15 protein-coding genes and 2 pseudogenes are annotated in these 17,864 nt (G+C 70.1%); 9 read left to right on the top strand and 8 right to left on the bottom strand.

All coding sequences use genetic code 11. The features are described from left to right. Positions 1-379 precede the first annotated feature (379 nt). Positions 380-646 (top strand): hypothetical protein, encoded by a 267-nt coding sequence (locus K7I03_RS16005; protein ID WP_004948400.1) that lies wholly within the window; start codon positions 380-382, stop codon positions 644-646. 72 nt (positions 647-718) lie between these two features. On the opposite strand, the gene K7I03_RS16000 is transcribed toward K7I03_RS16005, so the two are convergent. After that, complete coding sequence (locus K7I03_RS16000) at positions 719-1,099, bottom strand: phage holin family protein (protein ID WP_152263078.1); 381 nt, start codon at positions 1,097-1,099, stop codon at positions 719-721. 81 nt (positions 1,100-1,180) lie between these two features. On the opposite strand from K7I03_RS16000, the gene K7I03_RS15995 reads away from it, so the two are divergent. The 3 genes from K7I03_RS15995 (at position 1,181) to K7I03_RS15985 (ending at position 3,194) form a co-directional block, all read left to right on the top strand. Beyond that, positions 1,181-1,498 (top strand): cupin domain-containing protein, encoded by a 318-nt coding sequence (locus K7I03_RS15995; protein WP_185940396.1) that lies wholly within the window; start codon positions 1,181-1,183, stop codon positions 1,496-1,498. A 444-nt stretch (positions 1,499-1,942) separates the two neighbouring features. Further along, entirely contained in the window at positions 1,943-2,164 is a 222-nt protein-coding gene (locus tag K7I03_RS15990; protein ID WP_185940397.1) for a DUF5326 family protein, read from the top strand. Positions 2,165-2,747: 583 nt separating this feature from the next. Beyond that, entirely contained in the window at positions 2,748-3,194 is a 447-nt protein-coding gene (locus tag K7I03_RS15985; RefSeq protein WP_004948386.1) for an SsgA family sporulation/cell division regulator, read from the top strand. Here K7I03_RS15985 and K7I03_RS15980 read toward each other — a convergent pair. The 3 genes from K7I03_RS15980 to K7I03_RS15970 form a co-directional block, all read right to left on the bottom strand. Continuing rightward, positions 3,191-4,966 (bottom strand): SPFH domain-containing protein, encoded by a 1,776-nt coding sequence (locus K7I03_RS15980; protein ID WP_185940398.1) that lies wholly within the window; start codon positions 4,964-4,966, stop codon positions 3,191-3,193. The genes K7I03_RS15985 and K7I03_RS15980 overlap by 4 nt on opposite strands. A 76-nt stretch (positions 4,967-5,042) precedes the next feature. After that, positions 5,043-5,243 carry a hypothetical protein gene (locus K7I03_RS15975; RefSeq protein ID WP_185940399.1) on the bottom strand — a complete coding sequence of 67 codons (201 nt, stop codon included), beginning with the start codon at positions 5,241-5,243 and terminating at the stop codon, positions 5,043-5,045. A 79-nt stretch (positions 5,244-5,322) separates the two neighbouring features. Further along, the gene (locus tag K7I03_RS15970; protein ID WP_185940400.1) at positions 5,323-6,819 is read right to left on the bottom strand and encodes a YibE/F family protein; all 1,497 of its coding nucleotides are present in this window, start codon (positions 6,817-6,819) and stop codon (positions 5,323-5,325) included. A gap of 190 nt (positions 6,820-7,009) precedes the next feature. Here K7I03_RS15970 and thiC point away from each other — a divergent pair, with 190 nt between their 5' ends. The 3 genes and pseudogenes from thiC to K7I03_RS15955 all read left to right on the top strand — a co-directional run. Then, entirely contained in the window at positions 7,010-8,836 is a 1,827-nt protein-coding gene (gene thiC / locus K7I03_RS15965) for a phosphomethylpyrimidine synthase ThiC (RefSeq protein WP_221902408.1), read from the top strand. An 843-nt stretch (positions 8,837-9,679) separates the two neighbouring features. Then, positions 9,680-10,216, top strand: coding sequence for a hypothetical protein (locus K7I03_RS15960; RefSeq protein WP_185940401.1), 537 nt, complete (start codon positions 9,680-9,682; stop codon positions 10,214-10,216). A gap of 186 nt (positions 10,217-10,402) precedes the next feature. Next, positions 10,403-10,516 (top strand): annotated as a pseudogene (locus K7I03_RS15955) (NUDIX hydrolase); the annotation flags it as partial. Between the two features lie 31 nt (positions 10,517-10,547). On the opposite strand, the gene K7I03_RS15950 reads toward K7I03_RS15955, so the two are convergent. Beyond that, positions 10,548-12,101 (bottom strand): recombinase family protein, encoded by a 1,554-nt coding sequence (locus K7I03_RS15950; protein WP_224347073.1) that lies wholly within the window; start codon positions 12,099-12,101, stop codon positions 10,548-10,550. 69 nt (positions 12,102-12,170) lie between these two features. Between K7I03_RS15950 and K7I03_RS15945 the strand changes: the two are divergent. Together K7I03_RS15945 and K7I03_RS15940 are read left to right on the top strand one after the other, a co-directional pair. Then, a pseudogene (locus K7I03_RS15945) lies at positions 12,171-12,314 on the top strand (thiamine biosynthesis protein ThiC); the annotation flags it as partial. Positions 12,315-12,422: 108 nt separating this feature from the next. Continuing rightward, a complete protein-coding gene (locus tag K7I03_RS15940) occupies positions 12,423-13,751 on the top strand; it encodes a VWA domain-containing protein (protein WP_185940403.1) in 1,329 nt (442 codons plus the stop codon). A gap of 12 nt (positions 13,752-13,763) precedes the next feature. On the opposite strand, the gene K7I03_RS15935 is transcribed toward K7I03_RS15940, so the two are convergent. From K7I03_RS15935 to K7I03_RS15925, 3 genes are all read right to left on the bottom strand, one after another. Then, the gene (locus K7I03_RS15935) at positions 13,764-14,675 is read right to left on the bottom strand and encodes a hypothetical protein (protein ID WP_185940404.1); all 912 of its coding nucleotides are present in this window, start codon (positions 14,673-14,675) and stop codon (positions 13,764-13,766) included. Positions 14,676-14,854: 179 nt separating this feature from the next. Continuing rightward, positions 14,855-16,048, bottom strand: coding sequence for a metallophosphoesterase (locus K7I03_RS15930; RefSeq protein ID WP_185940405.1), 1,194 nt, complete (start codon positions 16,046-16,048; stop codon positions 14,855-14,857). A gap of 464 nt (positions 16,049-16,512) precedes the next feature. Next, positions 16,513-17,622, bottom strand: a complete 1,110-nt coding sequence (locus tag K7I03_RS15925) for a LacI family DNA-binding transcriptional regulator (protein WP_224347071.1) — start codon at positions 17,620-17,622, stop codon at positions 16,513-16,515. Positions 17,623-17,864 lie beyond the last annotated feature (242 nt).

The raw sequence follows: 17,864 nt of genomic DNA, 5'->3' as shown, positions 1-17,864 counted from the left end.
AGTCGATAGGGCTGTGCCGTCAGGGTGATTGGACACTGACGTAGAGTCAACTAGCCTTGGTCGCGCGGTTCTTCTCCACGCGGACCGCGGCGGCTCAAGCCATGAGGGGGGAGGCTTGAGCCGCCTTCGCGCTGTCGCGGGCCTGGTGCACGGCGTCCGGGCCGTACGGGCTCGGAGTCATCACGTCGCCAAATCGCCTGCGGCGGCCTCGCTTTGCCCCCTGTCACTTTGTCGACGATGGACGGTCTTCTGTCCTGTCGATGTTTCCCCGGACCCGTTCCCGCCCGGGCATCGGGCGAGCAGGACGCGAGGCGACGCGACGCGACGCGTCGTGCCGACAAGGTGTGCGCCGGGGTGCGCCCGTGGCAGTCTGGGGCGCATGGATGAGTTCTCCGCCGGCGCGTCCCCGGACCCTCCGTACCCATGGCGGTCACCGGCCCTGCCCGGTGAGCCGCCGTACTACACCACGGACACGTGCGCCGGCTGCGGCGCCATCGTGCACGGCATCCACGGCCGCTGGACCTGCGCCGCCTGCGGGGCGTGCAGCCCGTACCAGGAGCCTCCGGAGGGCTGGTCCACGGAGATCACCCCGGAGGAGCTGGCCGCCAACACGGTCGGGTACGACCCGCCGCCGGCCGGCCGGTGACGCGACTTCCGCCCTCCCGTTCCTCCCGTTCTCCCCGCCCTTCCACCTTCCCGCCGTCCCGTACGTGCCGTGTCAGTCCTTGTCGTCCGGCAGGATCACATGCATCGCCCAGGCCACGATGGAAATGATCACGCCGCCCACCAGCGCCGGTCCGAAGCCCCCCACGTGGAACGCGAGATCGAACTTGCCGGCCAGCCAACTGGTCAGCAACAGCATCAACGCGTTGATCACCAGCGTGATCAGGCCGAGCGTGAGAATGAAGAGCGGGAACGACAGCAGTTTGACGACCGGCTTGACGAGAAAGTTGACCAGGCCGAACAGGAGCGCCACGACGAGCAGCGTGATCGCCTTGGCGGCGGTCGTCTCACCGGCCAGGGTGATGCCCTTGAGCAGCCAGATCGCCACTGCGAGGGCCGCCGCATTGGCGATCGTCTTGACTACGAAATTCTTCATACGTGAGATCGTGGCAGACGGGACCGACAGGTGGGATCGGCGATCGGCGGCACAGCCGGCGCCCGGAGGAGGAGACGGCGGATGAAGGCGTTCCGGCTGGATGAGCTGGAGGCGGAGCGGGCCGCGAACGAAGGGGCGTACCTGCAGTTCCTCAAGGAACGGAACATGTCGGTCGGCCTCTACGCGCTCGACGCCGGGGACGTGGACCCGCAGGGCCCGCACGGTCAGGACGAGGTGTACGTGGTGGTGAGCGGCCGGGCGTCGATCACCGTGGGGGACGAGACGACGGAGGTCGGGCGGGGCAGCGTCGTCTATGTCCCGGCCGGGGTGACGCACCGGTTCCACCACATCAGCGAGGACCTCCGGGTCCTGGTCGTCTTCTCGCCGCCGGAGAGCTGACGCCGGTCCGACGCCCGGGGACCTGACCCGGCTCGCGGCCCGTGGGGCTTGCCCCGGCCTGCGGCCCGGGGACCCGACCCGGTCCGTTGCCCGGGCCCTTGACCCGGCCCCGCTATCCGGGAACCGGGCGTCAGTCCGGGAGCCCTCCCAGGTCAGGCCCTGCCAGGCCCCCGGTCGGCGGCCCGGCCGAGGCCCTGCGGGGCCCGGGATCTCAGGGTCGCCGGCGTCCAACCCGTAGGGGAAGGTTCAGGGATGTACGGGGGCCGCGACGGCCCCGTTCGCACCCCGGTCCGCCCTAGCATCGAAGCAGGCCGGAGCGACCGCTCCGGACGGCCGGTGACACCGGTGGCACACGACCCGCCCGCCGCTCGCGCCGCGGACGGCGGAGTGGCACGGGCGGCCGTGATCCGACAACGACGCGCATAGCGGAGAGCAGGGAACGACATGGGTCAGAAGGGGATACTCGCGGGACTGCCGTGGTGGGTGAAGTGGATCGCCCTGCCAGTGCTCGTGTGCGTGGTGTTCGGCAGCCTGATCATCAGCGTGCTGGGGATCGTCATCGACGTCCTGTTCAAGGCGCTGCTGCTGGTCGCGCTGATCGGTGGGCTGGTCTTCGTCGTCAAGAAGTTCACAGGGTCCTCGTCGTCGAAGGGCGGCGACTGGTAGGCCCGTCGCTCCGGCGAATTCGTCAACTCAACGAATCGGAACGCGGGGAGTAACTTCGGCCGTCAGCCGGTACGGCCGGTTCACCCCGGCACCGAGTGTGCGAGGAGGGGCGGGATTTCCGCCCCTCCGGCATGTCCCGGCATGATTCCAACCGGTTTGCGCGGGGCAGGAGTAGGGCGGGCCCGGCCCGCCCGTTTCCTCATCGCCCCAGCGTCGTTCCCCGTCTTCCATCGTCACGCCGTCGGCCGCGCCCGCCGCCGGTACGGCGTCCGGCAGCCGCCTGGCAGCTGCCCGGCAGCCATCCGTCGGGGGTCCGTCCACCGTCCCGCCCCGGCGGTGGGCGCCTCCGCACTTTGGCCAGTTCTCTGCTTATGCCCGCCCGGAATCCGGCGGAACGACTCCATGCCGTAGTCGAGTCGCTACTCTCCAGAGTCGAAGAGCCGTAAGCTCCCTCTCAATCTCTATCGGTAACTGAAAAATCACTCCTTGTGATCCGCAGGGCGTTGTTGTCAGACTATGGCGTCATGAGTAGGGCCATGAGGATCCAATCCCGGCCAAACCGACAAAGACGGGGCATTGGGCGATGCGCGACACAGTTCAGGCAGAAGTGATCATGACGTTCCTCGTCTCCGAGGAGCTGTCCTTCCGTATCCCGGTGGAGCTGGCCTATGACAGCAGCGATCCCTACGCGGTGAAGTTCACCTTTCATCTGCCCGGCGACGCCCCGGTGACCTGGGCTTTCGCAAGGGAGTTGCTGCTCGACGGGTTGAGCCAGCCCTCCGGCGAAGGCGATGTGCACATCGCCCCCGCCTCCGCCCAGCACCTCTCGGACGTGTTCATCCGTCTGCAAGTGGGCGGCGAAGGCGCGCTGTTCCGGGCCGGGGCGGCGCCCCTCGTGGCCTTCCTCGACCGGACGGACCGCGTCGCCCCACTCGGCGAGGAGCGCTCGGTCGCCGATTTCGACTACGACCTGGCCGCGGCGCTCGAGAGCATCCTCGCCGGCAACACCGAGGGGCAGAACGCCGGTTAACGTGCCGGTGCGCCGCCACCGCCCCCGGCCGGGCCCCCGGCGGGCCGCTCGACCGGCACCCGCTCGGTGCGCGGGACCGGGCCGCCCGGCGCGGCGGCCGTAGCCCGGTCGGGGATCCCGGCCCCGTCGCCGCCGTCGGCACCCCCCACGGCTCCCGGTGCCCGGCCACCCCTCCCGCCGGATCCGCCGGTGCCGCTGGCTCCACCGGTGCCGTCGATGCCACCGGTGCCGGGGACGCCGTCGAGACCGCCGCTCATGGCCGACAGGAGCTGCCGCGCCAGACCCAGGCCCGTACCGCCCAGGGTCAGCGCCTTGGCGAACGCCTCCGACAGGCCGTCCGCACCGTTCAGCACCACCATGTGATCCACGCTTCCGAACGCCTGGGCGCCGGCCCCGACGATCTCGGGCCACTTCTCGGCCAGTTGCTGGGCGACCACCGCGTCCTGGTTCTCCGCCAGCGCCGCCGCCCTCGCCTTGATCGCCTCCGCCTCCGCCAGCCCCCTGGCCCGGGCCGCCTCCGCTTCCGCGAGGCCCCGGGCCCTGGCCGCCTCGGCTTCCGCCAGCCCGCGCGCCCGGGTGGCCTCCGCCTCGGCGAGCCCCTGCGCCTTCGCCGCCTCGGCCTCCGCCAGGCCCTGGGCCTTGGCCGCCTCGGCCTCGGCCACGCCCTGCGCCTGCCCGGACGCGGCCTCCGCCTCACCGGTGGCCCGCGTCGAGGCCGCCTCGGCCAGGCCGCGCGCCTTGGTGGCCTCCGCCTCGGCCGCGGCCTCCGTCTTCACGCGCGTCGCGTCGGCCGCGGCGGCCAGCTCCGTCTCCCGGGCCAGCGCCTGCGCCGCCGAGATCCGGGCGTCCCGCTCGGCCTCCGCCAGGGTGCGCGTCTTGTACGCGGCGGCGTCGGCCGGCTTCCGGACGTCCGCCTGGAGCTGCTGCTCCCGGCGGCGCGCCGCCAGCTCCGCCACCCGCGTCTCCTGGACCACGACCTCCTGCTGCGCCGCCGCCTCGGCCAGCGGCCCGGCCTGCCGCGCCTTGGCCGCCGCGCCGTCCCGTTCGGCCTGGTAGCCGGCCTGGAGTATCTCGCTGTCCCGGGTGGCCTCGGCCATCCGCGCGGCCGCCGCCTGCTCGGCCTCGGTGGCCAGCCGGTCCGCCTCGGCCTGGGCGATCCGGGCGTCGCGGTGCACGGCCGCGGCGTGCGGCGCGGAGAGGTTCTTGATGTAGCCGGTCGGGTCCTGGATCTCGTGGATCTGCAGGGAGTCGATGATCAGGCCGAGCTTCTCCATCTCGGTGCCGGAGGCCGCCCGGGTCTCGCCCGTCAGCCGCTCCCGGTCGCGGATCATGTCCTCCACGGTCAGCCCGCCGACGATCGACCGCAGATGCCCGGCGAACACGTTGTGCACCCGCTCGGACATGAACTTCTGCTGGTCCAGGAAGCGGCGGGCCGCGTTGGCGATCGAGACGAAGTCGTCACCGACCTTGAAGATGACCACGCCATGCACCTTGAGTGGTATGCCCTGGTTCGTCACGCAATCCACGTTCAACTGCGCCTCGTTGAGGTCCAGGGACAGCTTGCGCACCACCTGCACCCCGGGCAGCACCAGCGTGCCCCGCCCGGTGACGATCCGGAAGCCCATCCCCTCCCCGAGGCCCTCCGTGCGGTGCTTCGAGCCGGAGATGACCAGCGCCTCGTTGGGCTCCGCGACGCGCCACATCAACTTGAACAGCCCTACCGCGAGGGCGACCGCCACCACGACGGCCCCCGCCACGATCCCGATGAACATGTCCCGTTTCCCCCTTTTGCGTTGCTGCCCGGCGGGCGCGTCGTGACCCGTCGGGCGCCGGTCACCGGCGGGCGGGTCACCCGTAGGCGGATGTCACATAGACCGTGCGGGGCGGCTGGTACTCCACGACCACCACGAGCGTCCCCCGCGTGATCCGCTCGCCCGGTTCCACCGCGTACGCCAGGAACGCCTCGGCGCCCCCGCGCACGCGGAGCATCACCTCGCCGACCAGACCGGGGCCGATCGCCCCCGTCACCCGGCCCGTCTCCCCGATCACGGCACCCCCCGTCCGGCCGTCCCACCGACAAGCACCTGCGCGCGCGCCCGTCGACGCCCGTACCGCCCGGTCCCCCGCGCTAGCGCTTCGCCCGGCGGCGCCGTCCGCCGCCGGACCGCACACCGGTGCCGCCCCCGGGCCCGGTGTCCGCTCCCTCACCCTCAGTGTGCCGGTCGGCACTGACAACGAGCGCCGCCAGCAGCGTCGTCACCGGCACCGAGAGCACGAGCCCGACGCTGCCGACCAGCGTCCGTACGATCTCCTCCGCGACGATCTCGCTCGTGGCCACCGTTCCCACGCCGCTGTCGGCGATCGAGAACAACAGGAGCAACGGCAGTGACGCACCGGCGTACGCCATCACGAGCGTGTTGACCACAGAGGCGATATGGTCCCGCCCGATGCGCATCGCCGCACCGTACAATTTGCGCCAACTCGCCGAGGGATCGGCCTCCTTCAGCTCCCACACCGCCGACGTCTGCGTGACCGTCACGTCGTCGAGGACGCCCAGCGAGCCGATGATGATCCCCGCCAGCAGCAGGCCCTGGGTCTCGATGCCCGGAAAAAGGCCGTGGACGAGTGCGGTCTGGTCGTCGGTGTTCCCCGTCAGCCGCGCCCAGTCGATGAACCACGACCCCAGCAGCCCGATGACCAGCAGCGAGGTGAGCGTCCCCAGGACCGCCACCGACGTGCGGGCGTTGAGGCCGTGGCACAGGTACAGCGCGATCAGCATGATCGCGCTGCCCCCGACCACCGCGACCAGCAGTGGGTCCGAACCCTGGAGCACCGCCGGGAGGATGAACAGCGTCAGCACGCCGAAGCTGATGACGAGGGCCACCAGTGCGAAGACGCCGCGCAGCCGCCCGATGGCCACCACCGCCACGGCGAACAGGCCGGCCAGCAGGCCGACCGGGAGGTCGCGGTCCACGTCCATGACCGAATAGCGCAGGTTCTCGGGGGCCTTGGGGGCGTAGGCGAGGATGACCCGCTGCCCCACCGTGTACTGCCGGGACGCCCCGGGGTGCACGATCTCGGTGAACGTACGGCCCTTGTCGGGCCCCGAGGAGACTTCGATGACGGCCGACCGGCAAGGGCCTTCGGCCGGGGCCGGCCCGCCCGGTGCCCCCGCTCCTTGCTGCGTCGGAGCCTGACCGTCCCCCGGCCCCCCGGCGGTCCCCGCGCCTCCCGCGCCCCCGGCGCACGCCACCTCCTCCTGCTTCACCACCCGCCCCGACTCCGTGTGCCGGTCCAGCCCGAGCCCGCTGTGCGAGTGCGGTGGCGCGCCCCCCGGCCACAGCACCACCAGCCCCACCAGCACCGCCGCCGTGAACGGGATCAGCACCGCCGCGATCACCTTGCGCAGCCGGTGGGAGACGGGAGCGGCGGGGCCGTGGCTGTGGCTGTGCCCGTGATGGCCATGACCGTGCCCGTGACCGTGATGGCCATGACCGTGCCCCGCCTTCGCCCCGAACCCGGACCCCTTCCGCCGTTTCCGTGCCCGCCCCCGCCCGCGACCATGGCCGGATCCATGCGGGGACGAGGGCGGCCGGGGCGGGGGAACGGCGTCGCTGGCGGTCATCGCCCGATCATCGCAAGCCCCTCTGGCACTCCGGCGCCGGAAGGCGCTAGCGTTGTGTCACCTTTGCAATCGCGGGAGCTCGGAGCACCGGGCTGAGAGGGCGCTGACCTCCGTACGAACGGTACGGAAACCGCTGCGTCGACCGCTGAACCTGTTACCGGGTAATGCCGGCGTAGGGAGTTACGGTCATATGACCTCGCAGGACGCACGCACGTCTGCCGACCCGTCCACCACGCGACCGACGGCCGAAGCCACGGAACGTACCGGACAGACCGGACGGATCGGCTGGCACAAGGACTATGTCACCGGCTCCCGCCCCGACCTCCGGGTCCCGGTGCGCCGGGTGCACCTGACCAATGGACAGGACGTACAGCTGTACGACACCTCGGGCCCCTACACGGACCCGGACGTCACCACGGACGTCCGCCGGGGCCTGCCGCCGCTGCGCGAGAACTGGATCATCGGCCGCGGCGACACCGAGGAGTACGCGGGCCGCCCGATGCGCCCGGAGGACGACGGCATCAAGCACACGTCGCCGCGCGGAGGCCTGAAGAACCTCGACGCGGTCTTCCCCGGCCGCCCCCGCCAGCCCCGCCGGGGCCGGTCCGGCACCGCCGTGACGCAGCTCGCCTACGCGCGCCGCGGTGAGATCACCGAGGAGATGGAGTACGTCGCCCTGCGGGAGAACGTCTCCCCGGAGACCGTCCGCGAAGAGATCGCGGCCGGCCGGGCCGTCCTCCCGGCCAATGTGAACCACCCGGAGACCGAGCCGATGATCATCGGCAAGAAGTTCCTGGTCAAGGTGAACGCCAACATCGGCAACTCGGCCGTCACCTCCTCCATCGAGGAGGAGGTCGAGAAGATGACCTGGGCCACCCGCTGGGGCGCCGACACGGTGATGGACCTCTCCACCGGCCGCAACATCCACACCACCCGCGAGTGGGTGCTGCGCAACTCCCCCGTCCCCATCGGCACCGTGCCGCTCTACCAGGCGCTGGAGAAGGTGGACGGCAAGGCCGAGGAGCTCAGCTGGGAGATCTACAAGGACACGGTCATCGAGCAGGCCGAGCAGGGCGTGGACTACATGACCGTCCACGCCGGCGTACTCCTGCGCTACGTCCCGCTGACCGCGCGCCGGAAGACCGGCATCGTCTCCCGGGGCGGTTCGATCATGGCCGCCTGGTGTCTGGCGCACCACAAGGAATCGTTCCTGTACGAGAACTTCGAGGAGCTCTGCGAGATCCTCGCGGCCTACGACGTCACCTACTCCCTCGGTGACGGGCTCCGCCCGGGTTCGATCGCGGACGCGAACGACGAGGCGCAATTCGCCGAACTGCGCACGCTGGGCGAGCTCAACACGATCGCGAAGCGGCACAACGTCCAGACGATGATCGAGGGCCCGGGCCATGTCCCGATGCACAAGATCAAGGAGAACATCGACCTCCAGCAGGAGATCTGCGAGGAGGCGCCGTTCTACACCCTCGGCCCCCTGACGACGGACGTCGCGCCCGCGTACGACCACATCACGTCGGGCATCGGCGCCGCGATGATCGCCTGGTGGGGCACGGCGATGCTCTGCTACGTCACCCCCAAGGAGCACCTGGGGCTGCCGGACCGTGACGACGTCAAGACCGGCGTCATCACGTACAAGATCGCCGCACACGCCGCCGACCTGGCCAAGGGCCACCCGGGTGCCCAGGAATGGGACGACGCGCTCTCGGACGCCCGCTTCGAGTTCCGCTGGGAGGACCAGTTCAACCTGGCCCTCGACCCGGACACCGCCCGCGCCTTCCACGACGAGACGCTGCCCGCCGAACCGGCGAAGACCGCACACTTCTGTTCCATGTGCGGCCCGAAATTCTGCTCGATGAAAATCAGCAGAAGCATCACAGAGCGGTTCGGCGGTGCGGACGCGGACGGGACCGCTACGCCGGAGGAGGTAGAGGCGGGGATGATGCAGAAGTCGAAGGAGTTCGCGGAGGCCGGCAGCAGGGTGTACTTGCCGATCGCGGACTAATCGATCGTTCGTCGACGGAGTTGTCGACGAACTCGACCATGCTCTCGCCCAGAGGCCACAGCGTCGACATGGCGGATGCTCAGGTTCCTAAACGCCAAGGGGCCGGTACTGGAAGGAGTACCGACCCCATCGCGACCACAACTTGTGATCAAGAGCGTCGGCTCACCGGTTTTGAACCCACCAGATAAACCATGCGCCGGCGCCGGTACCGAGGGCGCTGGCTGCCCCTCCGACGAGTCCGTGCACGGCAGTCCGGCACAGAGCTCGGAGAGTGGGAGGGGTGGCCCGCTGGCGGCCCATACGGGTGGCGCGACTCGACGGCGCCTCGGTCTGGCCCGTAGGCTCGGGTGTATAGCTGATGGCTCTCTCCTGTCGTCGCTGAACGTGGCGTTATACGGGTGGGAGACCCGTCGGACTACGTGAGTGGCCCCCTGTTGGCGCAGGGGGCCACTGTCATGTCACCTCCAGGTGTCGGAGACCTGCTGGACTACGTGTTGACGGCAACCCGTTGGCGCGGTGCCGGTGTGAGCGCCCCAACTTGGGGAAGCGACCCGGCCGTTCCCGTCTTCGAAGAAGCGTATCGATAGGTGGTGACACACCATTGGTGTAGAAAGATGTCGCGAGACATCAGGGGTGGCGGGAGGGAGGAGCGAGTCAGTGCCAGCGCATCCGAAGGTCCCGGATCCGGCACAAGGCCCAGTGCAGAAGTTCGCCTACGACCTGCGTGAACTCGGGCGGCAGAAACCGTCGATTCCGGTTGTCGCTAAGAGGTGCAACGGCGCCGTATCCCGAGCTGCACTGTACGGAGCGCTATCCGGTACACGGTTCCCGGCGCCTGTGACTGTGGGCACCCTCCTGCGCTGGTGGATCGGCGATCCATATGCGGAACGGTCGGCACGCGCGTACCTGCCTGTGTTTCCTGGCTGGGCGTGGCTCGGCAGATTGCCAGAAGGTCACCAGGGCGTTGACGTCGGCTGGGAATGGTATGACCGATATGTGGAGGTGCGTCTGTACCTTGAGGAGCTGGACCGCCCTCGAGCCGAAGCTGTCAGCATCCCGGTTCCGGAGGAACAGCAACGATTCACCGCAGCTCTAAGAGATTTGGTGGAGTCAACCGGACTGTACGAGGAGCGATGGCTGATCTTCGGTGACAACACCCGGCAGGTAGAAGGTTACTTGGAGGGCCGGTACATCCCGCAGGACACGGCCCTGCGTGGCATAGCCAAGAAGTGCGCAAGGCACACCGACAAGGATGGTGCTGACACGGCGAAGAACCTCCAGTACCTGTTGTACCTGGCTCGAGAGGCACGCGCAGGGCGGGCCCGGGCACGGCGTCTTGCCCGTCGCCAGGTACGAGAGCAGGGAGAGCCGCCGCGGTAGGCGCGACGCTATTCGCTGTGGAAGAGTGTGTGGTCCCGCGCCTACTGCCTCGGCAGGCCCTTGCCCACGGTAAGGGCCGGTTTGGCTGATGCAGCTTGACCGGCTGATCGAAGAGTTGGTCCACCCCTCTCACCGTCCAGGTGCCCTCAGGGATGCTGAGTGTTGACGGCGAGAGGGGTAACTCACATGCAGTGGAAGACCCACGGTGAGCGACAGATCTACACGAATCCCTGGGTGAACTTGTGCCTCGTGGACGTGGAGCAGCCGGACGGCCGGCGGTGGGAGCACCACGTTGTCCGGTCGTTGGGGGAGGTCCTCGGCGTAAGGCTCATCAGGCGGTCCGCCAGACCGGCTTGAGGAGTTCCACGTCGAACGTCTTGTTCCCCTTGCCCCCGGGCACGGCGATGACCGCGTGAAGAACCTTCTTGATCGCGGTCCGCTTCTGCGTCAGCGTTTTGTCTCCCCACGAGGCGGTGATGTCCTCGCGCGCCGCCTCGGCCTCGGCCTTCATTGCGAGGTGGTGAGCCTGCTCCGCTCGGAGCTGCTTGACGCGGGCTTCGAGCGGCGCGAGGTTCCGGAAGAACGCCTCGTCGTCGATCTCGCCTTTCTGCCAGCGCTGCTCCAGGGCGTTCCGGCTCTGCACCGCGCGTTCCAGGTCATCGGCTCGGGGCCACTCGGGTACTTCCTCGCGGGCCGCCTCTGCCTCGGCCTTGAGCTTCGCGATCACCAGCCGCTCGATGTGTTCGTCGCTCTTGTCGCCACGCTTGTACGTCTTGTTGCATCCGCCGTCGACCGTCTTCTTGCAGAAGTACGCATGCTTGTACTTCAGCCAGTCGTTGGCCTTGACACCGATCATCTTGCTGTTGCAGATCGTCCCGTCTTCCAGCACGTTGCCGCACCGCATGATGCCGGTCAGCAGGTACTTGTGAACAAGCCCCCCGCGCGGCAACCCTGTCCCCTGGCCGCGCTCGCGGATTTTGGCGGTGATCGCGTACCACTGCTTCGGCGTGATGATCGCTTCCCACGCGCCCACAATGGGTTGATCGTCGCCGTCGCGAACGAGCTGTCCCTTGAGCTCGCGGTAGCCGCACAGCCGAGGGTTGACGAGTACCTGTTTTACGGTCTGGTACTGGAAGAGGTTGCCCCGGCTCGTGCGGTACTCGGCTTCCTTCCACCGGCGCGTGATCTCCGAAATGGACGCCCCGGCAAGCACGTCCTTCACGGCTTGCCTGATGGCTTCAGACTCCACGGGGTCAAGCGTGACCTTGTCGTCCTGCCACCCGAAGGGCCGCCACGCGGCTACCGGTTGGCCTCTCAACGCACGACTGCGGTGGCTGTTCCTGGTCCTTCGCTGCTTCTTCCGGGTTTCACTGAGGGACATGGCAACGCCCACCAGGCCCTTGATCTCGAACCCTTCGGCGTAGAGGTCTTGGACCCCGTTCGAGTCGTGGTAGACGCGGTCCCCGTGGGCGGTGAACGCCTTGAGGTAGCGTTCCCAGTCGCTGGGTCGGCGGTACAGGCGGTCTTCGTTCGCAGCCATGACGCCGTGGATCGGGTAACCCTCGGGCGTGGTGCCGACCGTCAGGTCGTTGATCAGTTGCTCGAAGTCATCCCGGACGACGGTCTCCTTGCTCGCGCTCTTGTCGTTGTCCGTGTACCGGTACACGACAAGCCAGTTGAACTTCCTGGCGTCCTCGGACATGTCGCGATGCTGGTCCTCGACGCCGTGGGCGTCCTTCACTCGGCCGTCGAACGAGATGCGGGCGTAGCAGACCACGCACTTGAGCGTCGGATCCGCCGCCAGCATGGTGCGCACTTCCTCGACCGAAGGCAAGCCCTCCGGTGTGCCGCGCAGCTTGCTGATCTTCTCGTCCCGTGACGTCACGTAGGTCCCCCCTGGGTCCGTGAAGCGGGTGATGCCACCACGCTAGGCCATGTGGGGGTTCTATGTATGTTCTTCTCGATGAAGATCTCTCAGGACATCCGCCGCGAGCACGGCGGTGACCTGGGCGCCACGGACATCGAGGCGGGGATGCGGGCCAAGTCGGAGGAGTTCGCCGCGTCCGGGAACAGGGTGTACCTGCCGCTCGCCGACTGACGGCGGGCGCGTCGGCCGGTGACGGGACCGGGGGAGCTCCGCTCGGCGGGACTGCCCCGGGCGGTCGGCGGATTGTCCGGTTCCGTTGTTCGTCGTGAGACTGGCCGGATGAACGACATATCCCTGGGCAAGGGCGCCAATTGTGTGGTGCCCGTGACCGCTGTGCACGCCGTGCTCAGTTGGAAAGCCGTGCCGGGAGCGCCGGACGTCGATGCCGGCGCCCTGCTCCTCACCGCCGGCGGAACGGTGCGCGGCGACGGCGACTTCGTCTTCTACAACCAGCCGCGGCACGCCTCGGGCGCCGTCGCGCACCGCGGAAAGCGGACGGTGGCGGAGGGGCTGGTCACCGATACCGTCCTGGTCGACCGGAGCGGTCTGGAGGCCGACGCCGAGCGGGTCGCCCTCTGGGCCGCGGCGGACGGCGGGACGTTCGGCGAGGTGAGCGGGCTGACGCTGGAGCTGCTGGACGCCGTGACGGGTGCGGTGCTGGCCCGGTACGAGCTGTCCGGTGGGCCGGAAACCGCGCTCGTCAGCGGGGAGTTGTACGTGCGGGACGGCCGCTGGAAGTTCCGGGCGGTCGGCCAGGGGTACGAGACCGGGCTGGCCGGGCTCGCCACCGACTTCGGCGTGGTGGTGGAGGGGGAGGCGGAGGCGGAGCCGGTGGCTCCCGTCGAGGATCCCCTCCCCCTTGAGCTGCGCGAACGGCTGGCGCTGCGCAAAGAACAGGTGTCCGTCAGCCTCAGGAAGCGGGGCGCCGACGGGCTCCGGGCGCGCGTGATCCTGGTGCTCGACGCGTCCGGTTCGATGAGCGGGCTGTACGACGACGGTGTGGTCGCCGGTGTGGTGGAACGGATGGCGGCCGTCGCCGCGCAGCTGGACGACGACGGCACGTTGGAGGCGTGGGTCTTCGCCGACCGCCCGGCCCGGCTGCCCGATCTGCGGCCGGCCGGCCTGCCGGAGTGGATCTCCCTGCATGTGCGGCTCGACGACCCCTGGGACTACGGGCGGGGGGAGCGCCGCGCCGGACAGATCGACATGGGTCGCATCGGCTGGGGGAACAACGAGCCGAGCGTGATCGCCAAGGTCCGGAAGGCCGTCCGGGCGGATCCGTCCGCCGATCCGACCCTCGTCCTGTTCTTCTCCGACGGCGGTGTGTACGAGGACGAGCGGATCGAACGGCAGCTCCGGGCCGCCGTGAAGGAGCCCGTCTTCTGGCAGTTCGTGGGGCTCGGGCGGGCCGACTACGGGGTGCTGGAACGGTTCGACACCCTGCCGGACCGTTCCCTCGACAACGTCGGGTTCTTCGCCGTGGACGACATCACCGCCGTCTCCGACCAGGAGCTCTACGACCGGCTGCTGTCCCAGTTCCCCGCCTGGGTCGCCGCGGCCCGGCGGGCGGGTGTCCTCGGACCGGACGCCGCCCGCCCCGCGCCGTGAGCGGCGCGGGCCTCACTCCCGGCCGTTGGACCCGCCGAACTCCGGACCGGTGTAGTCCGGGCTGGTGAAGCGGGGCCGGAGGTGGGGGCCCGGCTGCTCCTCGTGGCTGGAGAAGCCCGGGCTGGAGAAGCCCAGCCGCGAGGTGCGGCCCCGCTCCTCCCGCGGCCCCGGCACGTACGAGGAGTCGGGCGCCACGGGCGCGTCGGCCAGGGCCCGGCGCAGGAAGGGCAGGACGCCGCGGTGCAGCAGGGCCTCGTGCCAGGCGTCCCGGGCCCGGTCGGCCTCCAGCTCGACCCGGGGGACCCGGGAGGGGCCGGCGGCGGACGTCACGGTTCCGGGGGCGCCCGGGCGGCCGTTGCGCAACGCCGTGAGCAGCAGTGCGCCCATGGCGATCAGCGCGCCGGTGGCCGTGAGGCCGGCGAACCACCAGCCCGCGGTCACCATCGGCCGGGCCACCGAGCTCTCGGTCCCCATCGCCTTGAGCACGTAGCCGATGAGGAGGAACAGGAAGGCGGCTATCCCGGCGAGGACCGGTGCCAGGACGGTGAGCACCGCCCCCGCGCCGGCTCCGGAGGCGTCGGCTCCGGAGGCGCTGGTCCCGGAGGTGCCCGGGCCGTCGGAGGTGTCGCCTTCTTGCCGGGCGCGTCCCCGGGATCCGACCGCGGCCGAACGCTGGTGCGGTCTGCGCAGTTCCTCACGCGCCCTGACGTAATTCCGGTATTCCGGCAGCGCGCTCGCCGAAATGGCGGCCATGGCCCGGACGGCCGAAGTCCGCAGCTGTTCGATGTCGAGTCGCCGTCCTTCCGCGGCGATCAGTGCGCTGATCTCCGGATCCCGGTCCGCCGAGCGCAGTGCCAGGTCCAGGACCCGCTCGAATTCCGGGCGGTCCTCGGCCAGCAGATGCGGAGCGCTGTTCATGTGCATCCCCCGATGCTCCGTAGGGCCCTTGGCGCCGACGGCGCCTGCATGGGGCGGAAACGGAGGAGAGCCTGCTACGGATAAGCCGATGGTAGAGCCGCACCGGCGCGGGGTGACAGTGCGTTTCGCGAATTCCCCCGCGGCGGTGGGAATCCCAACCTGCCCATGAACCGGTCGGATAATCCTCAGTCCGCGAGCGGCAGTTGCACCACCAGCAGCTTTCCAGCCATGGTGACGCCGCCGTCCATGGCGAGGGCCAGACCGTCCGCGTACAGGTGCGGGCCCTCCACGACGGGGGTGCTCTCCTCGCCGTCGGAGTCCTCGCCGGGCACGTCGCCGAGGAGGTACGGGATGGGGCTGTGCCCGTGCACCACGCGGCTGCCGCCGTAGGTCTCCAGCAGTTCGCGGGCGGCCGTGGAGCCGGACTCGTCGCGGAAGGCGAAGCGCTTGGTGAACTTGCGGAACAGGTCCCAGCACTCGTCGGGGTCGTTGCGCTGGAGGGCCTCGGTCACCGCGTCGTTGACGGCCTCGATCGAGTCGCCGTACTCCAGGTAGGCCGTGGTGTCGGAGTGGACGAGCAGGTGGCCGTCCTCCTCCGCCATCGCGTCGAGCCGCGACATCCACTGGAGGTGGTGGTCCTCCAGCCGCTCCATGTCGGTGCGCTGGCCGCCGTTGAGCAGCCAGGCCGCCTGGAACGAGGCCGTTCCCGCGCCCGAGTTGACGGGGGTGTCGCCGAACCGCTTGGCGCCGATGAGCAGCAGCTCGTGGTTGCCCATGAGCGCCTTGCAGTAGCCGCCGGCCGCCGCGGCCTCGGCGGAGAGCCGCATGACCAGGTCGATGACGCCGACGCCGTCGGGACCGCGGTCGGTGAAGTCGCCGAGGAACCACAGGCGGGTGTTGCCGGCCGCCCAGTTGCCGTGCGCGTCGACGATGCCCTGGGCGGCGAGTGCCGCGTACAGCTCGTCCAGGTAGCCGTGGACGTCGCCGACGACGTACAGCGGGCCCGGACCGCCCGGGACGGGGTGCTGCTGCGGGGCGGTGATCGGCGTCAGCTCGACGGTCGGGACGTCGAGGGGCGCCTCGCCGTACGGCCGGGGCTGCCGGGGCTCGATGACCGGCAGGTCGCGTGCGGTGGGCGTGTAGCCGTCGAGGTGCCCGGGGTCGTCCGCGGCCGGGTGGTGCACTTGATCGTCCCCCAGGTGCTCCCCGAGGCGGTGCCCGTGGTCCTCCGCGAGGTGCTCCCCGAGATGTTCTCCGAGGTGCTCCCCGAGGTGCGGAGGGGGCAGCGGATGGGTGTATCCGGGCAGGGCGTACCCCGGGTAGGGCGACATCGCCTCCGCGGTCCGTCCCGCAGGTCCCTGTCCGGCCCCCTGAGCCATCGACCCCTCCACCGTCGCGCCGCAGTGCACCTTGTGGACCCTGCCTGGTCATGGCGGCCCGTGGTGTCGTGCGCCCATCATAGGAATGACCGTCGCGGCTTGTGACGCACCAGGGGCCGTCAATCGGGGACGGAACCCGGGAGGGCCGGTGTTTTGCCGGGTATTGGCGGTTTTGCTCCCCCTTGTCGAGGTGCTCGTGTGTGGTGGCCCATAGGAGGAGTGCGGTTGACGGGGGTGGGTGGGGGTGCCCCGGTCCCTCCCTTTCTCGGTTTCTCGCGGGGGCCAGCCCCCGCGCCCCGACAACCGCGCTTCGCGCGGTTGTCCTCAAACGCCGGACGGGCTGAATCGTGCGCTCGGGCGCGCTATCCAGCCCGTCCGGCGCTTGAGGACGAGCGGCGAAGCCGCGACAAGCGGGGTCTGGGGCGCAGCCCCAGGAATCGAGGCACAGCCCGCCGCAGGCGGATTCACCCCCCGCCCGGCCCCCGCGGCGCGCCCACCGTGCCGCGCGCCGGGCGGCGCTCCGACGAGGTCCGGATGATCAGCTCGGTGGATATGACCTGCTCCACCGGCCGCCCGTGGTCCAGCCCTTCGATCGCGTCGATCAGCAGCTGCACCACCGCCGTGCCGATCCGCCGCGGCTTGAGCGACAGGGTGGTGATCGGCGGCTCGGTGGTGGCGTAGACCGTGGACTCGCTGCAGCAGACGAGCAGCAGGTCGTCGGGGACGCGCAGGCCGTAGCGGCGGGCGGCGGCCAGCAGGTCGGTGCCGTTGGGGTCGAAGAGGCCGTACACCGCGTCGGGGCGGTCCGGGCGGGCGAGCAGCCGGTCGGCCGCGACCGCGCCGGCGCACGGGTCGTGCGCGGGGTACTCCTCGTACACCGGGTCCTGCCCGCTCCGCTCGCACCAGTCCAGGTAGGCGTGGGTGGAGAGGCGGGTGTACGTGTCGGTGGACGTGCCGGTGAGCAGCCCGATGCGGCGGGCGCCGGCGGCGGCGAGGTGGTCCAGGATGCCCAGGACGGCGGCCTCGTGGTCGTTGTCCACCCAGGCCGTCACGGGCAGCGTGCCGGCGGGGCGGCCGTCGGAGACGACGGGGATGCCCTGCCGGACGAGCTCCGAGACGACGGGGTCGTGGTCGGACGGGTCGATCACCACCGTGCCGTCGAGGGCCACGTTGGACCAGACGTCGTGGCGCGACGTCGCCGGGAGGATCACCAGGGCGTAGCCGCGGGCGAGTGCGGCGGAGGTGGCGGCCCTGGCCATCTCGGCGAAGTAGGCGAACTCGGTGAAGGTGAAAGGTTCATCCCCGTAGGTGGTCACGGTCAGACCGATAAGGCCCGATTTGCCCGTGCGGAGGGTGCGGGCGGCCGCGGACGGCCGGTAGCCCAGCCGGTCGGCCACCTCGCGGACGTGGCGGCGGGTCGCGTCCGGCAGCCGGCCCTTGCCGTTGAGCGCGTCGGAGACGGTCGTGATCGAGACACCGGCGGCGGCCACATCACGGATGCCCGCCCGTCCCTGCCGGGTGCCTCGCCGGGCGGTCTCCGTCCGGCTCACCTGGTGCTTCCCTGCTGCTGTCATGGCGAGCCGATAGTAGGGCTCGGCCGGTGCCCGCCCGGGGGCCCACATTTTGGAGTTGACAGGTACGTTTCTGCATGCCGGAACCTGCTCAATGACCATGGAAGTACAGGCGGTTGTCCCGGCTCACAGTGAACCGTTGGCCCCTGGCATATCTACGTCTGATGAAGGTGTCAGGTCTCGAAGAGGTCTCAACTCACCTTCACGGGGGACGCGCGCCAGGGCGCTCGCCACGGCGCACGCTC

This window comes from Streptomyces mobaraensis (assembly GCF_020099395.1).
Taxonomy (GTDB): Bacteria; Actinomycetota; Actinomycetes; order Streptomycetales; family Streptomycetaceae; genus Streptomyces.
The sequence above is the reverse complement of the archived record's forward strand: the minus strand, read 5'-3'. Positions and strand labels throughout refer to the sequence as shown.